Origin of the sequence: Streptomyces sp. NPDC058086 (assembly GCF_042885015.1) — a bacterium.
Classification (GTDB): Bacteria; Actinomycetota; Actinomycetes; order Streptomycetales; family Streptomycetaceae; genus Streptomyces.
The window spans coordinates 1-14899 of the sequence record NZ_JBHVST010000169.1; the positions used below are offsets into that span (position 1 = coordinate 1).

The 14899-nt window shown below is 73.4% G+C and carries 13 protein-coding genes and 2 pseudogenes; 5 read left to right on the forward strand and 10 right to left on the reverse strand.

Annotation, left to right across the window (positions count from 1 at the left end; genetic code table 11):
- Positions 1–184: 184 nt before the first annotated feature.
- A complete protein-coding gene (locus tag ACFVWD_RS54230) occupies positions 185–1366 on the reverse strand; it encodes a PP2C family protein-serine/threonine phosphatase (RefSeq protein ID WP_389606249.1) in 1182 nt (393 codons plus the stop codon).
- Between ACFVWD_RS54230 and ACFVWD_RS54235 the strand changes: the two genes are divergently transcribed.
- Entirely contained in the window at positions 1250–1678 is a 429-nt protein-coding gene (locus ACFVWD_RS54235; protein ID WP_389606250.1) for an amidohydrolase family protein, read from the forward strand. The genes ACFVWD_RS54230 and ACFVWD_RS54235 overlap by 117 nt on opposite strands.
- Positions 1679–1740: 62 nt before the next feature.
- Here ACFVWD_RS54235 and ACFVWD_RS54240 read toward each other — a convergent pair whose 3' ends face one another.
- From ACFVWD_RS54240 to ACFVWD_RS54265, 6 genes and pseudogenes are all read right to left on the reverse strand, one after another.
- On the reverse strand, positions 1741–2364 hold the full coding sequence (locus tag ACFVWD_RS54240; RefSeq protein ID WP_389606230.1) for a hypothetical protein: 624 nt from the start codon (positions 2362–2364) through the stop codon (positions 1741–1743).
- Positions 2365–2516: 152 nt separating this feature from the next.
- Entirely contained in the window at positions 2517–2972 is a 456-nt protein-coding gene (locus ACFVWD_RS54245; RefSeq protein ID WP_389606231.1) for a DUF1153 domain-containing protein, read from the reverse strand.
- 151 nt (positions 2973–3123) lie between these two features.
- Entirely contained in the window at positions 3124–3717 is a 594-nt protein-coding gene (locus ACFVWD_RS54250) for a hypothetical protein (protein ID WP_389606233.1), read from the reverse strand.
- An 832-nt stretch (positions 3718–4549) separates the two neighbouring features.
- Positions 4550–5851 (reverse strand): annotated as a pseudogene (locus ACFVWD_RS54255) (DUF6777 domain-containing protein); the annotation flags it as partial.
- Positions 5852–6129: 278 nt separating this feature from the next.
- A complete protein-coding gene (locus ACFVWD_RS54260) occupies positions 6130–7143 on the reverse strand; it encodes a serine/threonine-protein kinase (RefSeq protein ID WP_389606235.1) in 1014 nt (337 codons plus the stop codon).
- 216 nt (positions 7144–7359) lie between these two features.
- Entirely contained in the window at positions 7360–8757 is a 1398-nt protein-coding gene (locus ACFVWD_RS54265; protein WP_389606237.1) for an aminotransferase class V-fold PLP-dependent enzyme, read from the reverse strand.
- 334 nt (positions 8758–9091) lie between these two features.
- Between ACFVWD_RS54265 and ACFVWD_RS54270 the strand changes: the two genes are divergently transcribed.
- Together ACFVWD_RS54270 and ACFVWD_RS54275 are read left to right on the forward strand one after the other, a co-directional pair.
- Positions 9092–9508, forward strand: a complete 417-nt coding sequence (locus ACFVWD_RS54270) for a hypothetical protein (RefSeq protein ID WP_389606238.1) — start codon at positions 9092–9094, stop codon at positions 9506–9508.
- Positions 9509–9801: 293 nt separating this feature from the next.
- A complete protein-coding gene (locus ACFVWD_RS54275) occupies positions 9802–10125 on the forward strand; it encodes an acyl carrier protein (protein WP_389606240.1) in 324 nt (107 codons plus the stop codon).
- Positions 10126–10282: 157 nt separating this feature from the next.
- Here ACFVWD_RS54275 and ACFVWD_RS54280 read toward each other — a convergent pair whose 3' ends face one another.
- Positions 10283–10966: a nitroreductase gene (locus ACFVWD_RS54280; RefSeq protein ID WP_389606241.1), complete on the reverse strand. Its 684-nt coding sequence runs from the start codon at positions 10964–10966 to the stop codon at positions 10283–10285.
- 101 nt (positions 10967–11067) lie between these two features.
- Here ACFVWD_RS54280 and ACFVWD_RS54285 point away from each other — a divergent pair, with 101 nt between their 5' ends.
- Entirely contained in the window at positions 11068–11718 is a 651-nt protein-coding gene (locus ACFVWD_RS54285) for an FMN-dependent NADH-azoreductase (protein WP_389606243.1), read from the forward strand.
- A gap of 152 nt (positions 11719–11870) precedes the next feature.
- On the opposite strand, the gene ACFVWD_RS54290 is transcribed toward ACFVWD_RS54285, so the two are convergent.
- Complete coding sequence (locus ACFVWD_RS54290) at positions 11871–12317, reverse strand: MarR family winged helix-turn-helix transcriptional regulator (RefSeq protein WP_389606245.1); 447 nt, start codon at positions 12315–12317, stop codon at positions 11871–11873.
- A gap of 434 nt (positions 12318–12751) precedes the next feature.
- On the opposite strand from ACFVWD_RS54290, the gene ACFVWD_RS54295 reads away from it, so the two are divergent.
- A complete protein-coding gene (locus ACFVWD_RS54295; RefSeq protein WP_389606247.1) occupies positions 12752–14200 on the forward strand; it encodes a condensation domain-containing protein in 1449 nt (482 codons plus the stop codon).
- 117 nt (positions 14201–14317) lie between these two features.
- On the opposite strand, the pseudogene ACFVWD_RS54300 reads toward ACFVWD_RS54295, so the two are convergent.
- Positions 14318–14899, reverse strand: a pseudogene (locus ACFVWD_RS54300) (ABC transporter substrate-binding protein); the annotation flags it as partial.

The following is a 14899-nucleotide window of genomic DNA, read 5'->3' on the forward strand; positions in this document are numbered from 1 at the left end:
TGCTCGAGCGGAGTCGAGAGCTTGGGGGAGCGTGCTCTCGGCGTGCCGGGCACAGGCCCTCGTACTGGACGTACTTGGGTCTGTGCCCGGTGCGGTGAAGGGGTCCCTCCCTGTTCGAGCGAAGCCGAGAACTTGGGGGCGCGTGCATGGCGTCGCGGGGCAGACGGGAATGTGACGACAGGGCCTAGAGGCGTACGACGACCAGGGCGACGTCGTCGCGTCCGCCGCTGCTGACACCGAGGCGGGCGAGCAGCATGTCGGCCAGGCGTTCGGGAGCAAGACGGGTGTGGCGGGTGAGGGTGTCGGTGAGCCGGCGCAGGCCGACGTCGATGTCCTCTCCCCGGCGTTCGATGAGCCCGTCGGTGTAGAGCACGAGGGTGTCTCCCGGGGTGTAGGGCAGCTCGGCCTGGGGGCGGGGCACGTGGCGGGGGCGGGCGCCCAGCGGGGGGTCGGTGGCTTGGTCGAGCAGGTCGAAGGAGCCGTCGGGGTGCACCAGGACGGGCGGGAGATGGCCCGCGCTGCTGTAGCGGATGCGGTGGCCCTGGTCGTCGATGACGGCCTTGACCACGGTGGTGGCCAGCGCCCCTTCCACCGAGCGGGCATACAGGCCCAGCACCTCCAGCGCTCTGGCCGGCTCGTGCAGGGCGCGGACCGCCGCGGACAGGGCGCTGCGGAGCATGCCCATCGCTGCGGCGGCCTCCAGGCCGTGTCCGACGACGTCGCCGACGGCCACGGCGAAGCCGCCGGGCAGATCGACCACGTCGTACCAGTCGCCGCACACGTTCAGGGACCCGGCGGCGGGCATGTAGCGCACCGCGATGTCCTGGTGGCCCGCCAGGTCGGGCGATTGCAGCATGGCCTCCTGCAGGGTGACGGCGATCTGGCGTTCCCGGGCGTGTGCCTTGCGCAGTTCCTCGTTCAGCTGCTGCAGTTCGCGCGCCCGCGCATACAGCTCGGCCTCCATCGCCTCCCGCTCGCCCAGCACGCTGATTCTCTGCTCCTGCAGGGGACGGGACAGGACGAACTCGGTCACGTCCTCCACCCGGTGGATGATCCACTCCACCTGCCCGTCCGGCCCGAGCACCGGGGTGTTGATCGGCGACCACCAGCGCTCCTCGAACGCACCCGGACGGCCGGCGACGGGGATGTCGTACTTCTGCACCGCCATGGTGTCCGGTTCCTTCGAACGCAGCACCCAGTGCAGGGAGGCGCTCAGATTCCGCACCCCGTCGGCGTCCGGATCCGCGGGATTGTCGGGGAAGGCGTCGAACAGGTACCGCCCGACCAGTTCCGCCCGGGGGCGGCCGGTCGCCAGGAGGTAGGCCCGGTTGACGTCCACGATCACCAGGTCGCGGCCCAGCACCAGGTACGGGCTGGGGGTGGCGGCGAACAGCGCCCGGTAGTCGATCCGCTCCCTCACCACACGCTCTCCCTACCGCCCCGACATCACGGTCCTCACCCCGCCCATGAACCCACTCGACCACGACACGGGGCCGCCCGCGCTGCGGGAACCCCCGGCCCGGACCGCCTCGTCCTCGGCACGGACTTCCCCTACGAGGACGGGGAGGTCTTCCTGCGGGCCGTGGACCACATCGCCGACTCGGGGCTCGCCCCGGAGGAGGCCACGATGATCCTCGACACCAACGCGGCGAACCTGCTCGGCCTGTCCGCGCCCTGACCCCGCGGGCGCCACCACTCCCACCGCACCGCGGACCGGCCCCCTGCGGGGGCGGGCGGACGTCAGCCGGCGCCGCCGGTGCCGCCGCGGCCGCCCATGCCGCCGCTCTCACAGCCGAGCCCGAGGCAGATCCCGCCGGTGCCGCCCTTGCCGCCGCGGCCGCCGTCGCCGGTGCCCACCGCGGCTCCGCCCGTGCCGCCGGTGCCGCCGTTGGCGCTGCCGCCGCAGATCCCGGCGCAGATCCCGCCCTGGCCGCCGATGCCGCCCTCGCGGCCCGGCGCGCCGGTCGTGCCGGTGCCGCCGTTGGCGCTGCCGTTGCACAGCCCGGCGCAGATCCCGCCCTGGCCGCCGTTGCTCCCGTTGACGGTCCCGTTGCAGTTGCCCGCACACACCCGGTCGCCGATCCGCACGCTGCCGTCGCCCACCTTGACGGTGCCGAACTGGCCACTACCGAACTGACCGCTGCCGAACTGGCCGTTGGCGAACTGGCCGATGCCCGGCCGGCTGCCGCCGCCCGGCTGGGCGCCGTCGGCGGGGAGCTGCCGGGCGGCGGCCACCACGGCCGTATGGCTCTGCGGCGCCGGCGCGGCCATCGCGGCCGGCGCCAGCGCGCCGGCCGCCACACCGGCGGTCAGGGCGGTCGAGACCGTGAGACCGAGACGGACCTTCCAAGAACGCATACGCATGGCATTCCTCTTTCCAAAGAATTATTTTCCGTACCGCGGTTTCCGCTGTATCGAATAAACCCGGTCAAGGGCCTCGCCGTCACGGCCCGGGAATTCGGGGCTTGACAGGAACGCCCCGGCCCGCACCGGGCCGGGGCGTCGGAGGAAGTTCCTCAGGAGCCGAAGAGGGAATTCAGACCCATCAGCGCGGCCCAGTCCCCGTCGCGGAACTGCTTGTCCCAGGTGTCGAACTCCTTCTCGGAGATCTTGTACTTCTTGGCGACGTCGGCCTTCTTCGCCTGCCCGGACTCCACGGTCAGCACGATCCGTATCTTGTCCACGCCCGTGAGCTCCGACTTGGGCTTGTCAGGCAGGTCGTCGAACTTGAAGCAGCCGAACTGGCCGGGCTTGCCGGGCTCTCCCGGCTGACCGGGCTCACCGCCCTTGCCGCCTTCCCCGCCCTTCCCGCCTTCCCCGCCATGGCCGCAGTGGGACGGGTCGGCCGGGGCCATCTGGCTGGTGCCTGTGGTGACACCCGGCGCCGCCTGGGCTGCGCACGCGGTGCCGGTGGCGAGGGCCACCGAGGCCACCACCAGGACGAGCGGACGCTGCCAGCGAGTTCTGGACATGGGGGTTCTCCGTTTTCCTTGAGCGAGGTTGTGGTTCTGCGGGCGCAGCGCCGGCCGTCCGGCTCCGCGTCCTGGTCAATGGGGGTGCGGGGGGTGAGGGGTCCGGGGGGACGGAGGCCGTGCGGGCCTCCGCCCCACCGGGGCGAGACGGTCAGAAGATGCTGCCGCCGCCGGCGCCACCGCCGCCGCCCAGGCCGCCGAAGAGGACGCCGAGCCCGCCCGCGCCGCCCTTGCCGCCGTTGCCGCCCTGGAAGACACCGAAGCCGCCGTTGCCGCCCTTGCCTCCGTTGCCGCCGATGACACCGGAGCCGCCGGAGCCGCCGGAGCCGGCGCTGCCGCCGAACAAGCCGGTGCCGCCGTCGCCGCCCCTGCCGCCGTTGCCGCCGATGACACCGTCGCCGCCGCCACCACCGCCGCCACCACCGCCGCCGGACAGGATGCCGTCGCCTCCGTTGCCGCCCTTGCCTCCGTCACCGCCGACGCCCAGGACGCTGCCGCCGCCGGAGCCGCCGGAGCCCCCGCCGCCGCCGACGAGGCCGCCGCCTCCGGCACCTCCGTCACCGCCGGCGCCGCCGCCGTGGACGAAGCTCACGACATGCGCGGCGGGCATCGGGGCGGCCATCGCGGCGGACGCCGGAAGGACGATGCCCCCGGTGATCACCGCGGCCGAGGCGGCGAGTGTGGCGAGGCGGAAGCCCCGGCGCTTGGAACGGACATCGCTGTGGGTGTGAAAAATACGGTTCATGGGTTTTCTCCTACCGATTCAGGGGACTCTTCTGCCTGCCCCAGAAATTCGGGACGACAGCCGGCGGACCGTTTTACCGGGACCGCCACACCGGGACAATTCGCGGTTTCGGTGAAAGAGAAAACCCTCTGCCGAAGATTTCCGTCCTACCGTCCTGCCTCATTCATTTTCCGGATTTCCTTTCCGGTGAGGCCCGCACTTCAAGTAGGCCCCACGGGCACCGCGCGGTCACGTTCCGAGGAGTCGTGACTTGACCCAGCGGGATGAGTCGGGTAAAGCGCGCAGAAAGACGCCGCACGGTGGTCCTGGGACACCGTGCGGCGTATGTGCGCCAGCGCTGTTAGGACCCCTCGGGGCCGGGCGGTTGCTGCTGCTGTTGCTGCTGCTGCTGTTGCTGCTGTTGCTGCTGCTGTTGCTGTTGCTGTTGCTGCTGTCCTGTATCGGCGGGCGGGGGCCCGGAATTCTGGGGCGCCGTGTTCTGGGGCGCGGAAGGCTCGGGCGCGGAGGACAGGGGTGCCGAGGACAGCGGCGGAGGCGCGGAGGACGGGGGCGCGGACGTCTTTGGCTCGGGCTGCGAGGAGGGCGGTGCGGAGGACGGAGCCTGCGGCTTCGAGGACTCCCCGGACGACGGCGCCGACTGCTGCGACGACGGCGGCGGCGACGGCTGGGAGGAGCCCGGTGAGGACGGCCCGGACGACGGAGAGGACGGCTTGCCCGACTCCGACGAGGACTTGTCCTTCGACGGTGACGACTCCTTGCCGGACGTCGACGGCTTCGACGACTCGGAGGGCTTGGAGGGCTTGGAGGGCTTGCCCGACTCGGAGGACTTCGACGGCTTCGACGGCTTGCCCGACTCCGACGGCTTGGAGGGCTTGCCCGACTCCGACTTACCCGACTCCGACGGCTTGGACGGCTTGGACGGCTTACCCGACTCCGACTTACCCGACTCCGACGGCTTGGACGGCTTGGACGGCTTACCCGACTCCGACTTACCCGACTCCGACGGCTTGGACGGCTTACCCGACTCCGACTTACCCGACTCTGAGGGCTTCGACGGCTTGCCCGGTCCCGGCGAGGTCTTGCCGTTCGAGGGTGTCTGTTCCCTGCCTGGCGTGGACGGCTTCGGTGGAGGCGGGGGCGGGGGCGGTGTCGTCTTCTTGTCGTGCTCGCCGCGGTGGTCGCCCTGGTCCCGGGTGAACCATTCGCCTTTCTTCTGGCCCGCGACGACGAACTTCTTCACCGGGCGGGGCGCGGGCGCGACGACGACCACGTGCGAGGGCCGGTAGCCGGACCACGACTGGCCCACCGGCTTGGGGGCGGCGCTCTGCTGCGCGGCCGGCGGTGTCAGCGGGTTCCCGCAGGCGCAGCGCACCCGGGGTACCCCGCGCTCGTCGACCAGGACGGCGGTGCCCGCCTGCAGCACGGCCTGATAGGTGGTGGCGGAACCGTTGCGGTAGCCGTGGTTGGTGACCCGGGTGTCCGCCCGGAGCTGTACGGGGGTGAGGGTGCGCAGATAGCCGGGGACGGCGGAGGGCCGGATGCCCAGCACAGAGGCGAAGGCCGCGTTCTTCGACGGTTCCGCCTTGAGGGCGGTGATCTGCTTCTCCACGTCGCAGCTGGCGACGTTGCGTGTCCCGCCGTAGAGGCCGGGGGCGTCGCCGTTCACGCTCTGTACCGCGTTGCCCGTGCCCGTGCCCGTGGCCGTGGCTGTGGAGGGCAGCGAGGGTGTCGCCGTCGGCGCGGTGCCCTCCTTCGCGGTCGACTCCGTGAACGGGTCCGCGCCCGTGCTCCCGGCGGACTGCAGGAAGACCTCGCCCCGCTGCTGGTTCGAGGTGCCGTCGGAGCGAGTGAACACGAGGATCAGGGCCACCGCCGCCACGATGGCGGTGGCGACCACGGCCACCCGGGGCGCGGACTTCCACCACGGGTGGTGCGGGCCCTCGTCGCCGCCCCGGCCCCCGCCGCCGGGTCCGCCGGGCGGTCCGGCCGGCGGTCCCTGCCGCCCGCCGCCGGGGCGGGTTTCGGCGTCCGGGGGTGTGGGCCGGTCCGGCTGGGAAGACCCCGCCAGCGGCCCCGACGGAGGACCTTTGGGTCGTTCGGACGACGGTTCGGACGACGACGGTTCGATGCTCACGAGCTCCACTCCCGGCATCGGGGCCTGCGGCACACAGGCCGGCGGCACAGCCTCAGGAAACCCGCAACACAACCTCCTGCCGTCGGCCCCGCGCCCTCCCCCTCCCCCTCGCCCTCCGCCCGTCGGTTCCTCTTCACACCATTGTGTGCGGCCGTCCCGCACACCTCGCAAGCCGACGGCCCCGCGCCCCGGCAGGAGCGGGCAGGGCCGGGGCGGGGCGGGGCGGCGTACGGCCGGACGGGCCTACGGCGTGCACCGACCGGGTGTACGGCCTGCGGCTATCCGGGGGTACGGCCGAAGACCGGCCGGGCCCAGCGCGGCGGATCCGGCACCGGATCGGGTGCCGGCGCGGCTTCGGCGACCGCGGGGACCACCTGGGTCGGCGCGTGCACGTCCTTGCCGACAGCGACAGCGGCAGCGGCGCCTGCGCCGCTCGCGGCGGCCCGCAGTGCCGCCACGAACTCCAGGCAGGAGTCGTAACGGTCCTCGGGGGCCTTCGCCAGGGCCTTGGCCAGCACGCCGTCCAGCGCCGGCGGGATGCCCGGCCGTTGCTCGCTCACGGGCGGCGGCTGGTCGTACTGGTGCGCCCACAGCAGCGCCATGTCGTCGTCCCGCTGGAAGGGCGGGCCGCCCGCGAGGGTTTCGTAGACGACGCAGGCGAAGCCGTACAGGTCGCACCGGCCGTCCACCGGGCGGCCCGAGATCTGCTCCGGGGCCACGTAGTCGAGGGTGCCGACGAACTCGCCGACGGTCGTGAACCCGGTCAGCGACAGCGACTTCTTCGTCAGCCCGAAGTCCGTGAGGTAGACGTACTCGGGGTGATCGCTGTCCGTGCCCCGGGCCACCAGGATGTTGCCGGGCTTGACGTCGCGGTGCACCAGGTCGTGCTCATGGGCGGCGTCCAGCGCCGACGCCACCTGCCCGGCGATCCGCAGCGCGGTCGTCACGGGCAGCGGACCGTCCCGGTCGAGCAGGGCCCGCAGATCCAGCCCCGAGACGTACCGCATGGCGATGTACAGGACACCGTCCGTCTCACCGGCCTCGAAGACCGGCACGATGTGCGGGTGGTCGATCGCGGCGGCCACCAGCGACTCGTGCGTGAAGCGGCGCCGGAAGGTGTCGTTGCGGGCCAGTTCCGGGGCGAGCAGTTTCAGCGCGACCGTACGGTCCAGACGCAGGTCCTTGGCGCAGTACACGACGGCCATGCCCCCGCGGCCGATCTCGCGCTCCACCCGGTAGCCCGCGATCTGCGCCCCGATCAGGCCCGAGGCCCGGCCGGAGTACAGCTCCATTCCCCCCGACGCCGCGCCCATCACACACCGCCGCCGGAACCGACTCCCGGAGCGGGTCCCGGCGCAGCCGTGTGGACGGGCTGCTCACCCATGCCCGAATTCTATCCAGCGCTTTCTCCGGGCGCTTGATCACGGCCGGTCCGCAGGCGGGCGTCCCGGACATGTCCTTCGGGTTCGGGTTCGGGTTCGGGTTCAAGTTCGGGGTCGGGGTCGGGGTCAGGGCGTGGGGCACAGGGTCAGGTGGCGGCGGGCGGACGGCCGGGGCCGGGGCCCCGCGGGCGGGACCGAGGCCGGGGCAGAGGCGAGGGCCGGGGCGGGGGCGGGGGCGGGGGCGGGGGCGGGAGGGAGGGTGCGGGCGGGGCGGGGGCGTTGCGCACCGGCGGTCTCCTCGCGGACGACTTCCCGCAGGGCCCGGCCGAAGCGGGCGATGTCCTGGAGGGTGGTGTCGGGGCCGAGGGACGCGCGCAGGGCGGTGGCGGCGCCGGAACGGGGCAGGTGGAGCGGGGTTTCCTGCGCGGCCGTCTTCCACAGGACGACACCGCGGGCCGCCAGCCGGCGGCGGACGAGCGCGGCGGGCAGGTCGCGGTGGCGGAAGGCGAGGATGGCGGACTGGACCCGGCCGGGGGCGATCAGTTCGGTGCCGGGGCACTCCTCGACGGCGGCGCGCAGGGCGGGCAGGAGCCCCTGCCCGGCCAGGCCGGCGGAGCCGGCGGCGGTGGCCGTGGCGGTGGTGGCCGTGGCGGTGGTGGCCGTGGCGGTGGTGGCCGTGGCGGTGGTGGCCGTGTGGTGGGCCAGGGCGGCGTTCAGGCCCGCGACGGCCGCGTTCCGCGGCAGGGGGCGGTGGGCGGCGGCGTCCTCGAACGCGGCACGCAGCCGGGGCGCCAGGAAGGCGAACCCGACGTCGTACGGGCCGCGCAGGAACCGCCAGCCGTCGCCCGTCAGCAGCTGGCAGCCGATGCGGCCGGCATCCACGGGGAGCTGGCCGACGGAGTAGGAGGCGTCGACGGCGTACACGCACCGGTACGGGGCGAGGATCTGCCCGATCTCCTCGACCGGGTTGACGATTCCGCAGCCGGAGGGGACGTGGACGACCGAGACAAGGGCGACGTCGTCGTCGATGTGCCGGGCCATCCACTCCAGGTCCAGGTCCCCGTCCTCGCGCAGCGGGACGACCTCCACCGTGCAACGGGTGCGGTCGCGCAGGGCGTAGAGGGCGGTCAGGCGGGCGGCGCTCTCGTAGGGGGTCGTCCAGACGCGCTCGCCGCGGCCGGGGGCGAGGCGGGAGACCAGATCGTCGAAGGCGCCGGCGGCGTCCGTGACGACGGCGGTGTCGGCGGCCGGGACGCCGAGCAGAGCGCCGAGGCGCTCGTGGACCTCGGTGCGCAGGACGTCCTCGAGGTCCTCCTCGAGCTCGTGCGGGCCGTAGCGGTCCTCGCGGCTCGCGCAGTCGGCGACGAGTGCGCGGACGGCGGCGGGCACGGTGCCCCAGCCCGCCGTGTCCAGGTGGACCGTCCGGCCTTCCTGGTCCGCGGGCTCCGTGCGGTCCGTGTCGTACGCGTGGTTCGTGTCGTACGCGTGGTCCCTGTGGTCCGTGGATGACGGCGTCGCGTTCATTTCCGGGGCCTCCCCCCACTGTCGCCAAATATTGCCAACTTGCTTGGCAATACATTGCCTAGCGTGAGGCCGTGATGGCAACGGGGGCTCCGGCGGCGCTCTAGCCGAGGGGCCGCGAAAGTGCTGTTCAACCCCCTCGGGTTCGGCTCCGTACGCCCCCCGGAGCGGGGTGTTGGACAAACTTTGCCACGCATCTGCGCAGGCAGTAGGGCATCTCTCGCCGGTCTCCAGCCCATCTCCAGTGAATACCGAGCAGATCCCGAGGTGGCGTTGCCAAGCTTCTTGGCAAGAAGTTACCAACGCAGATTCGCTTCATTGCCACAGAGGAGCTGTCATGAAGAACCTCGTCGCCCGCCTCGCCGTCACCGCCGCCACCGCAGCCGTCGCCTCCGCCGTGCTCACCGCCGGCGGCATCAGCACCGCCGCGGACGGCATCGGCTGGCCCAAGGCGGCAAGCACCACGACCGCCTCCTCCTCCATCGGCTGGCCGAGCACGGCCGGCACCGTCTCCGCCGCCTCCACGGAGGGCAACATCGGCTGGCCGAAGGTCACCGTCGTCTCGGCGAACGGCGACATCGGCTGGCCCAAGACCACCGCCACCACCGCCGCGGCCACCGACGACATCGGCTGGCCGAAGGTCACCGTCGTCTCGGCGAACGGCAACATCGGCTGGCCCAAGGCCACCGCCACCACCGTCTCCGCCACGGACGACATCGGGTGGCCGGTCGCGGGCGGCAGCGCGGCTGTCTGAGGATGCCGCCCGCCCTCGCGCGGCCGTCCCGTCCCCGCGCACGTGCGGAACGCTTCCCCGCCGCCGCTGCCCGTACGACGTCCACCGGACCACCACCCACCGGACCACCCGCCGAACCCGTGAGGCCCCCGCCGGCAGCAGCACCGTGGCGGGGGCTTCGGTCATGTCCCTGGCGGGTCTGCGGCCTGAGCGGGCGTCCACGGCAACTCGAGCGGGATGCGGCACGGTGCTGCCCGGAGCACCGCCGCACCGCACCGCTTCGTCTCTCCCGTGTCCCGGAAGGAAGTCGCCCAATGGCCCACGCACCGTGGAACGCGAAGTTCGAGGATGTCCTGCGTCAGGGTCTGCCGGGGCTCGGCAAGGACAAGGAGCCCGCCGCCGACGTCCCGATGGAGGCCTACGGGCTGGACTCCATGGCGCTCATCGGCATCGTCGGCGCGCTGGAGTCCGCGTTCCGCGTCAGCCTCGCCGGCCAGGTCGTCGTCCCGGTGCACGCCCTGACCGCCGGCCAGCTCTGGGGCATCCTCTCCGCCGCGCTGGCCCCGGCGTGGGACGAGAGCCGGCCCGCCGCGGCCGCCCGCCGCACGCGCGACCTGGGCCCCTGGGCCGTGGCCTGAGCGCCGACGGCATTCGCGTGCCCGAACTGCGGATTCGTTGATCACGCAGACCGATGGGGGTACCTCCCGCTCGAGCGAAGCCGAGAGTGGGGGAGGCTCCCGCTGAACGCAAACGCAGCATCACCGCCAGTGATGCCCGTTGTGCAAGCCCGGCGCTTTAGCGCCGGGTAGTTGACTGACCACCGACGAACGTGACCGTCTCGTCGAGCGGCGCCCGGCCCGTACGGGTGTAACCCGCCGTGACGTCCTCGAACCCGATCGACATGCCGCAGAAGAGGATGAGCTCGTCCGGGGGTGACAGGACCTCCGCGACGGTCTTGCGGTACTTCGCCCATGCCATCTGCGTGCAGCTGTGCAGCCCTTCGGCGCGCAGCAGCAGCATGACGGTCTGCAGATACATGCCGACGTCGGACCATTGGGCCGGGCCCAGGTCGCGGTCGATGTAGCAGAACAGGGCGGCGGGGGCGCCGAAACAGTCCCAGTTCGCGGAAGCGGCCCTCTGCCGCGCCTCCATGTCCTCGCGCGGAATGCCGAGTGCGCCGTAGCGCTGCTCGCCGAAGGCGGCTCGGCGTTCGCGGTACGGGGACTTCAGTGCGGGCGGGTACTGCTCGTACTCCGGCTCGTCCCAGGGGTCGCCCGCGGCCAGGCGCTCGCCGGCGCGCTTCTTGAGTTCGGCCAGCGGTCCGCCGGTCAGCACGTAGGTGTGCCACGGCTGGAGGTTCGATCCGGACGGTGCCCAAGCCGCGCCGGACAGCACCCGCTCCAGCACCCCCCTCGGGACGGGCCGGTCGGTGAAACCGCGCACCGCCCGCCGGCTCGTGACCGCCTCGTAGACGTCCACGATCGCCCACCTCCCTCCGCTCGACGCGACACTTTCGTTTCACTCAATATAGTATCATTCAATACCATCTCGTGTTTAACTATCGCCGCTGGAGAAAGCACATGGCCACGCTGCTGCACATCGACTCGTCCGTGTTTCCCGGCGAGGCGTCCTCGTCCCGTTCGGTCGCGGACGCCTTCCGCAGGGCCTGGGAGGAGCAGCACCCGGAGGGCACCGTCATCTACCGCGACCTCGCCGCCGCCCCTGTCCCGCACATCACCGCCGACGCCTGGTCCGCCGGATACGCCGCCCCGTCCGAGCACACCCCGGAGCAGTCCGCCGCGTTCGCCGCGCGCGTGAAGCTCATCGAGGAACTGGAGCAGGCGGACGCCGTCCTGATCGGCGCCCCCATGTACAACTACGCGATCCCCTCGACCCTCAAGGCGTGGCTGGACAACGTGCTCCTGCTCGGCCGCACCGCGGGCGAGACTCCCTCCGCCCAGGGCACCCCGGTCATCGTCGTCGCCAGCCGCGGCGGCTCCTACGCGCCGGGCACCCCGCGCGAGGACTACGAGTTCGTACAGAACTACCTGGAGGCTGTCCTCAAGGACACCCTCGGCCTGGACCTCGACTTCATCGTCCCCGAACTCACCATGGCCCCCCGCAGCCCGGCCATGTCCGAACTGGTCCCCCTCTACGAGGCCTCCCGCGAGCGCGCCTTCGAGGACGCGACCGCCAAGGCCAGGCAACTCGCCGAGCGCCTCGCCGCATAGCCCCCGGGCCATGGACGCCGCGTGACGCCTCACCCCGGACGTCACGCGGCGTTCTCGTCGCCTGCGCCCTGTTCGGCGGTGCCGGCGGTGCCCTGTCCCCGGTGGCCACCGGCCGGGTATGCGGCGAAAGAGCCGTGCGGACGCGGGCGCGCTTACGCCTCGCCGCCTGCGGGATGGGCGAACCGGGTCAGCAGATCCGTCAGCTGCTCGGGCTCGCCGGGTCCCAGTTCGGCAACCAGACGCTCGGCCAGCGGCGCCGCCGCCACATGAGCTGCGTCGAAAAGCTCGACGCCCTCAGGCGTGATCTCCACCGCCCGCACCCGCCGGTCCCCCGGAACGTTCTTGCGTACGGCCAGCCCCCTGCGCTCCAGGTCGTCCACGACCCGCATGATTCCCGCCTTGTCCGACCCCGTCGCCGCCGCCAAGTCCCGCTGCACCGTGGGCCCGCGGTCGACCAGCACGATCAGCACGGCAAAATGCCGCAGCTCGATGCCGAGCGGCCGAAGCGCCTCCTCCATCACCGCGGCCGCGCGCCAGTGCGCCCGGCGCAGCAGCAGGCCGAGAGCGAAAGGCGAGGCGTCCCCGGGGCGGTCGGTCACACGCGAGGGGGTGGTTCGGTGAGGAACGTCGGCGTTCATGGGGCCACATTACCGCCATCGATTCGTTCGATACGGTCTCATCTGAAACTAAATGCGGCTCCGTCTGCTGCGGCCCACACCAAGGGCGAGTGCGGCCTGGACCACTGCCGGGTACGGCTCCACCGGGCCTGGCATCGGCCATCGCCCCCGCCATGACCCCCCGGCCCATCCGACCGCCGTCCGTGCCCAGGAAGCCGCCGCACCGGTCACCGCATCCAGCGAGCGCCACCCGCCAAGGCCCCGCATTCGATACGGGCCGGGCGCCGGGGCAGGGCTCGAGTGGTGCTCCAGTGGTTCGAGACGGCCCCTCAGGATCCCATTGCCAGGATCTTGGCAAGGTTTTGCCAAGCCGCCGAGCCTTCCTTCTGTAGCCGCTGTCGAAGGAGCGAGCCGTGATGTCACTCTCCGGTCAGAAGCCGCCCGACCGCATGGTCCCCTCCGCGCCGCCCGCGTCCGGCGCCGAACCGCCCGGCACTCCCCTGCAGGAGATCGTCCGCGACCTGTTCGCCGAGGCGATCGGCGTGCCGCGGCGCACCGTCCACGCCGACTCCGACTTCTTCCGCCTCGGCGGGCATCCCGCGGCCGCGGCCCGGCTGCTGGCCCAAGCCCGCCGGGTGCTGGGCGCCGGCCTGGACGACCGCGCCCTGCACGAGGCGCCCACCCCGGCCCGTTTCGCCGCAGCGGCCGGCGAGCGGCCGGCCGCCGCCACCGGGCCCGCCGGGGCGCTCGACGGGGCCCTCGACGGGGAGGGCAGCGCGGTCCTGCCGCTGCGGCTGCGCGGGGCGCTGAACGCAGGGGCGCTGCAGGAGGCGCTGGGAGATGTGGGGCACCGTCACGGGGCGCTGCGCAACAGCCGGCTGGGCTCGGCCGGCACCCGGCTGCGCGCCCTGGCCGCCGAGGACCACCTGCTGGAGCTCACCCTCCCGGCCGACCTGGTCGACCTGTGGTCGCACACCCCGCTGGCCGCCGAACTCGCCCTGGCCTACCGGGCACGGGCCGCGGGCCGGCCGCCGCGCTGGCAGGGCCCGGTGCCCGAGGCGGCGCCCCGGGCGAGGGCCGGCGACCTGGCGCCCACCGTGCCGCCGGGCAGCCGGCCCGCCCCGGCCGACGCCCGCGTCGGCCGCCTCGCCCTCGACTGGGACGCCGGCCTGCACCAGCGGCTGGCCCGGCTGGCCGCCGCGCAGGGCGCCACCCTGTTCATGGTGGTGCACGCCGCGCTCGCGGCCCTGCTCACCCGGCTCGGCGCGGGCCCCGCCATCACCGTGGCCGCGCCGGTGCCGGCCCGTGACAGCGCCGCCCTGCGCCGGGCCGTGGGCCCCTACGGGCGGGTGCTGGCCCTGTCCGTGGACACCTCCGGCGACCCGGCCTTCACCGCGCTGCTGCGCCGGGTACGCGCCGCGGACCTCGCCGCCTACCGCACCGGCGCCGCCGCGCTGGCCCGGCCCGGCGGCATCGCGCTGAGCGTCCTGGCGGACAGCGGCGAGGCGTACGAGGCGGCCGGGCTCACCGTGCGGGCGGCCCCGCCCCTGCTCCCGCTGCGGGCCGCGGCCCTCGGCCTGATCCTGACCGAACGGCACACACCGGCCGGCGCGCCCGCGGGCATCGCCGTCACCGCCGCCTACCAGTACGACGCCGTCGGCGAAACGGCCGCCGCCCATCTGACCGGGCAGCTGACCGCCCTGCTCGGGGCCGCCCTTGACGCCCCCGCCGCCGCGCTGAGCCGGCTGGGCGGCGGGACCAGGCCGCCGCTCACCCCGGCCGGGACCGGGGCCGGGGAGCACGCCGTCCCCTCCCTCGCCCGCCGGCCCGCGCCCGCGGCGGTGCCGATGCCGGTGGCCGGGTGAGGCCGGGTGGCTCTCCGGCCTGCGATTCCAGGGCGGGCCGAGCCCGGTCCCCGGGGCGCTCGAGAAGCCTTGCCGGGCATCCCATGCGCTGGGGCAGCGGCCGGCGTCGCCGGGCTCCTAGGGTGTGGTGGCTGCGGCGGCCGCGGTCCGGTAGAAGTCAGCCGCGGTGACGGTGGCGGGGACGCCGAGTTCGGTGGCGACCGCGGTGATCGCACCGGCGCCGACGGCGGGGTCGGCCTGGCCGCCGGTGGTGAAATACGGCGCGATGAACGTCTCGTAGTGGGCTCGGACTTCGTCCGCGGTGTGTCGGCCGAGGAACGTCTGCATGTGCCCCACCGTGGTGTCGGGTTCGTCGTGGATCACCCGCAGGGCGCGCCGGTGGGCCCGTACGACGGCCTGGACCGCGGGGTCGTCCGGGTCGGTGCAGGTGGGGTCGACGGCCACGCCCACGGTGGGGATCCGGAAGCGGTCGCCGACCCAGGCCAGCACCTGCCAGCCGTACTCGGCGGCTATCGCCTCCGGCGCCATGGTGCTGCCCACCAGAGCGGCGTCGATGCTGCCGTCGTGCAGCCGGCGCAGGTCCATGCCGTAGTCGCCGGGCGGGCGGACGACGGTGCGGATGTCGCGGTCCGGGTCGAGGCCGGCCCGGCGCAGCACGATCCGGGCGAAGCACCCGGGCGCGGTGCGGGGGGCGTGCAC

Coding starts and splice junctions, on each gene's coding strand:
- ACFVWD_RS54240 (WP_389606230.1), bottom strand. CDS start 2,364: ATGCGTATGCGTTCTTGGAAGGTCCGTCTCGGTCTCACGGTCTCGACC.
- ACFVWD_RS54245 (WP_389606231.1), bottom strand. CDS start 2,972: ATGTCCAGAACTCGCTGGCAGCGTCCGCTCGTCCTGGTGGTGGCCTCG.
- ACFVWD_RS54250 (WP_389606233.1), bottom strand. CDS start 3,717: ATGAACCGTATTTTTCACACCCACAGCGATGTCCGTTCCAAGCGCCGG.
- ACFVWD_RS54260 (WP_389606235.1), bottom strand. CDS start 7,143: ATGGAGCTGTACTCCGGCCGGGCCTCGGGCCTGATCGGGGCGCAGATC.
- ACFVWD_RS54265 (WP_389606237.1), bottom strand. CDS start 8,757: ATGAACGCGACGCCGTCATCCACGGACCACAGGGACCACGCGTACGAC.
- ACFVWD_RS54270 (WP_389606238.1), top strand. CDS start 9,092: ATGAAGAACCTCGTCGCCCGCCTCGCCGTCACCGCCGCCACCGCAGCC.
- ACFVWD_RS54275 (WP_389606240.1), top strand. CDS start 9,802: ATGGCCCACGCACCGTGGAACGCGAAGTTCGAGGATGTCCTGCGTCAG.
- ACFVWD_RS54285 (WP_389606243.1), top strand. CDS start 11,068: ATGGCCACGCTGCTGCACATCGACTCGTCCGTGTTTCCCGGCGAGGCG.
- ACFVWD_RS54295 (WP_389606247.1), top strand. CDS start 12,752: ATGTCACTCTCCGGTCAGAAGCCGCCCGACCGCATGGTCCCCTCCGCG.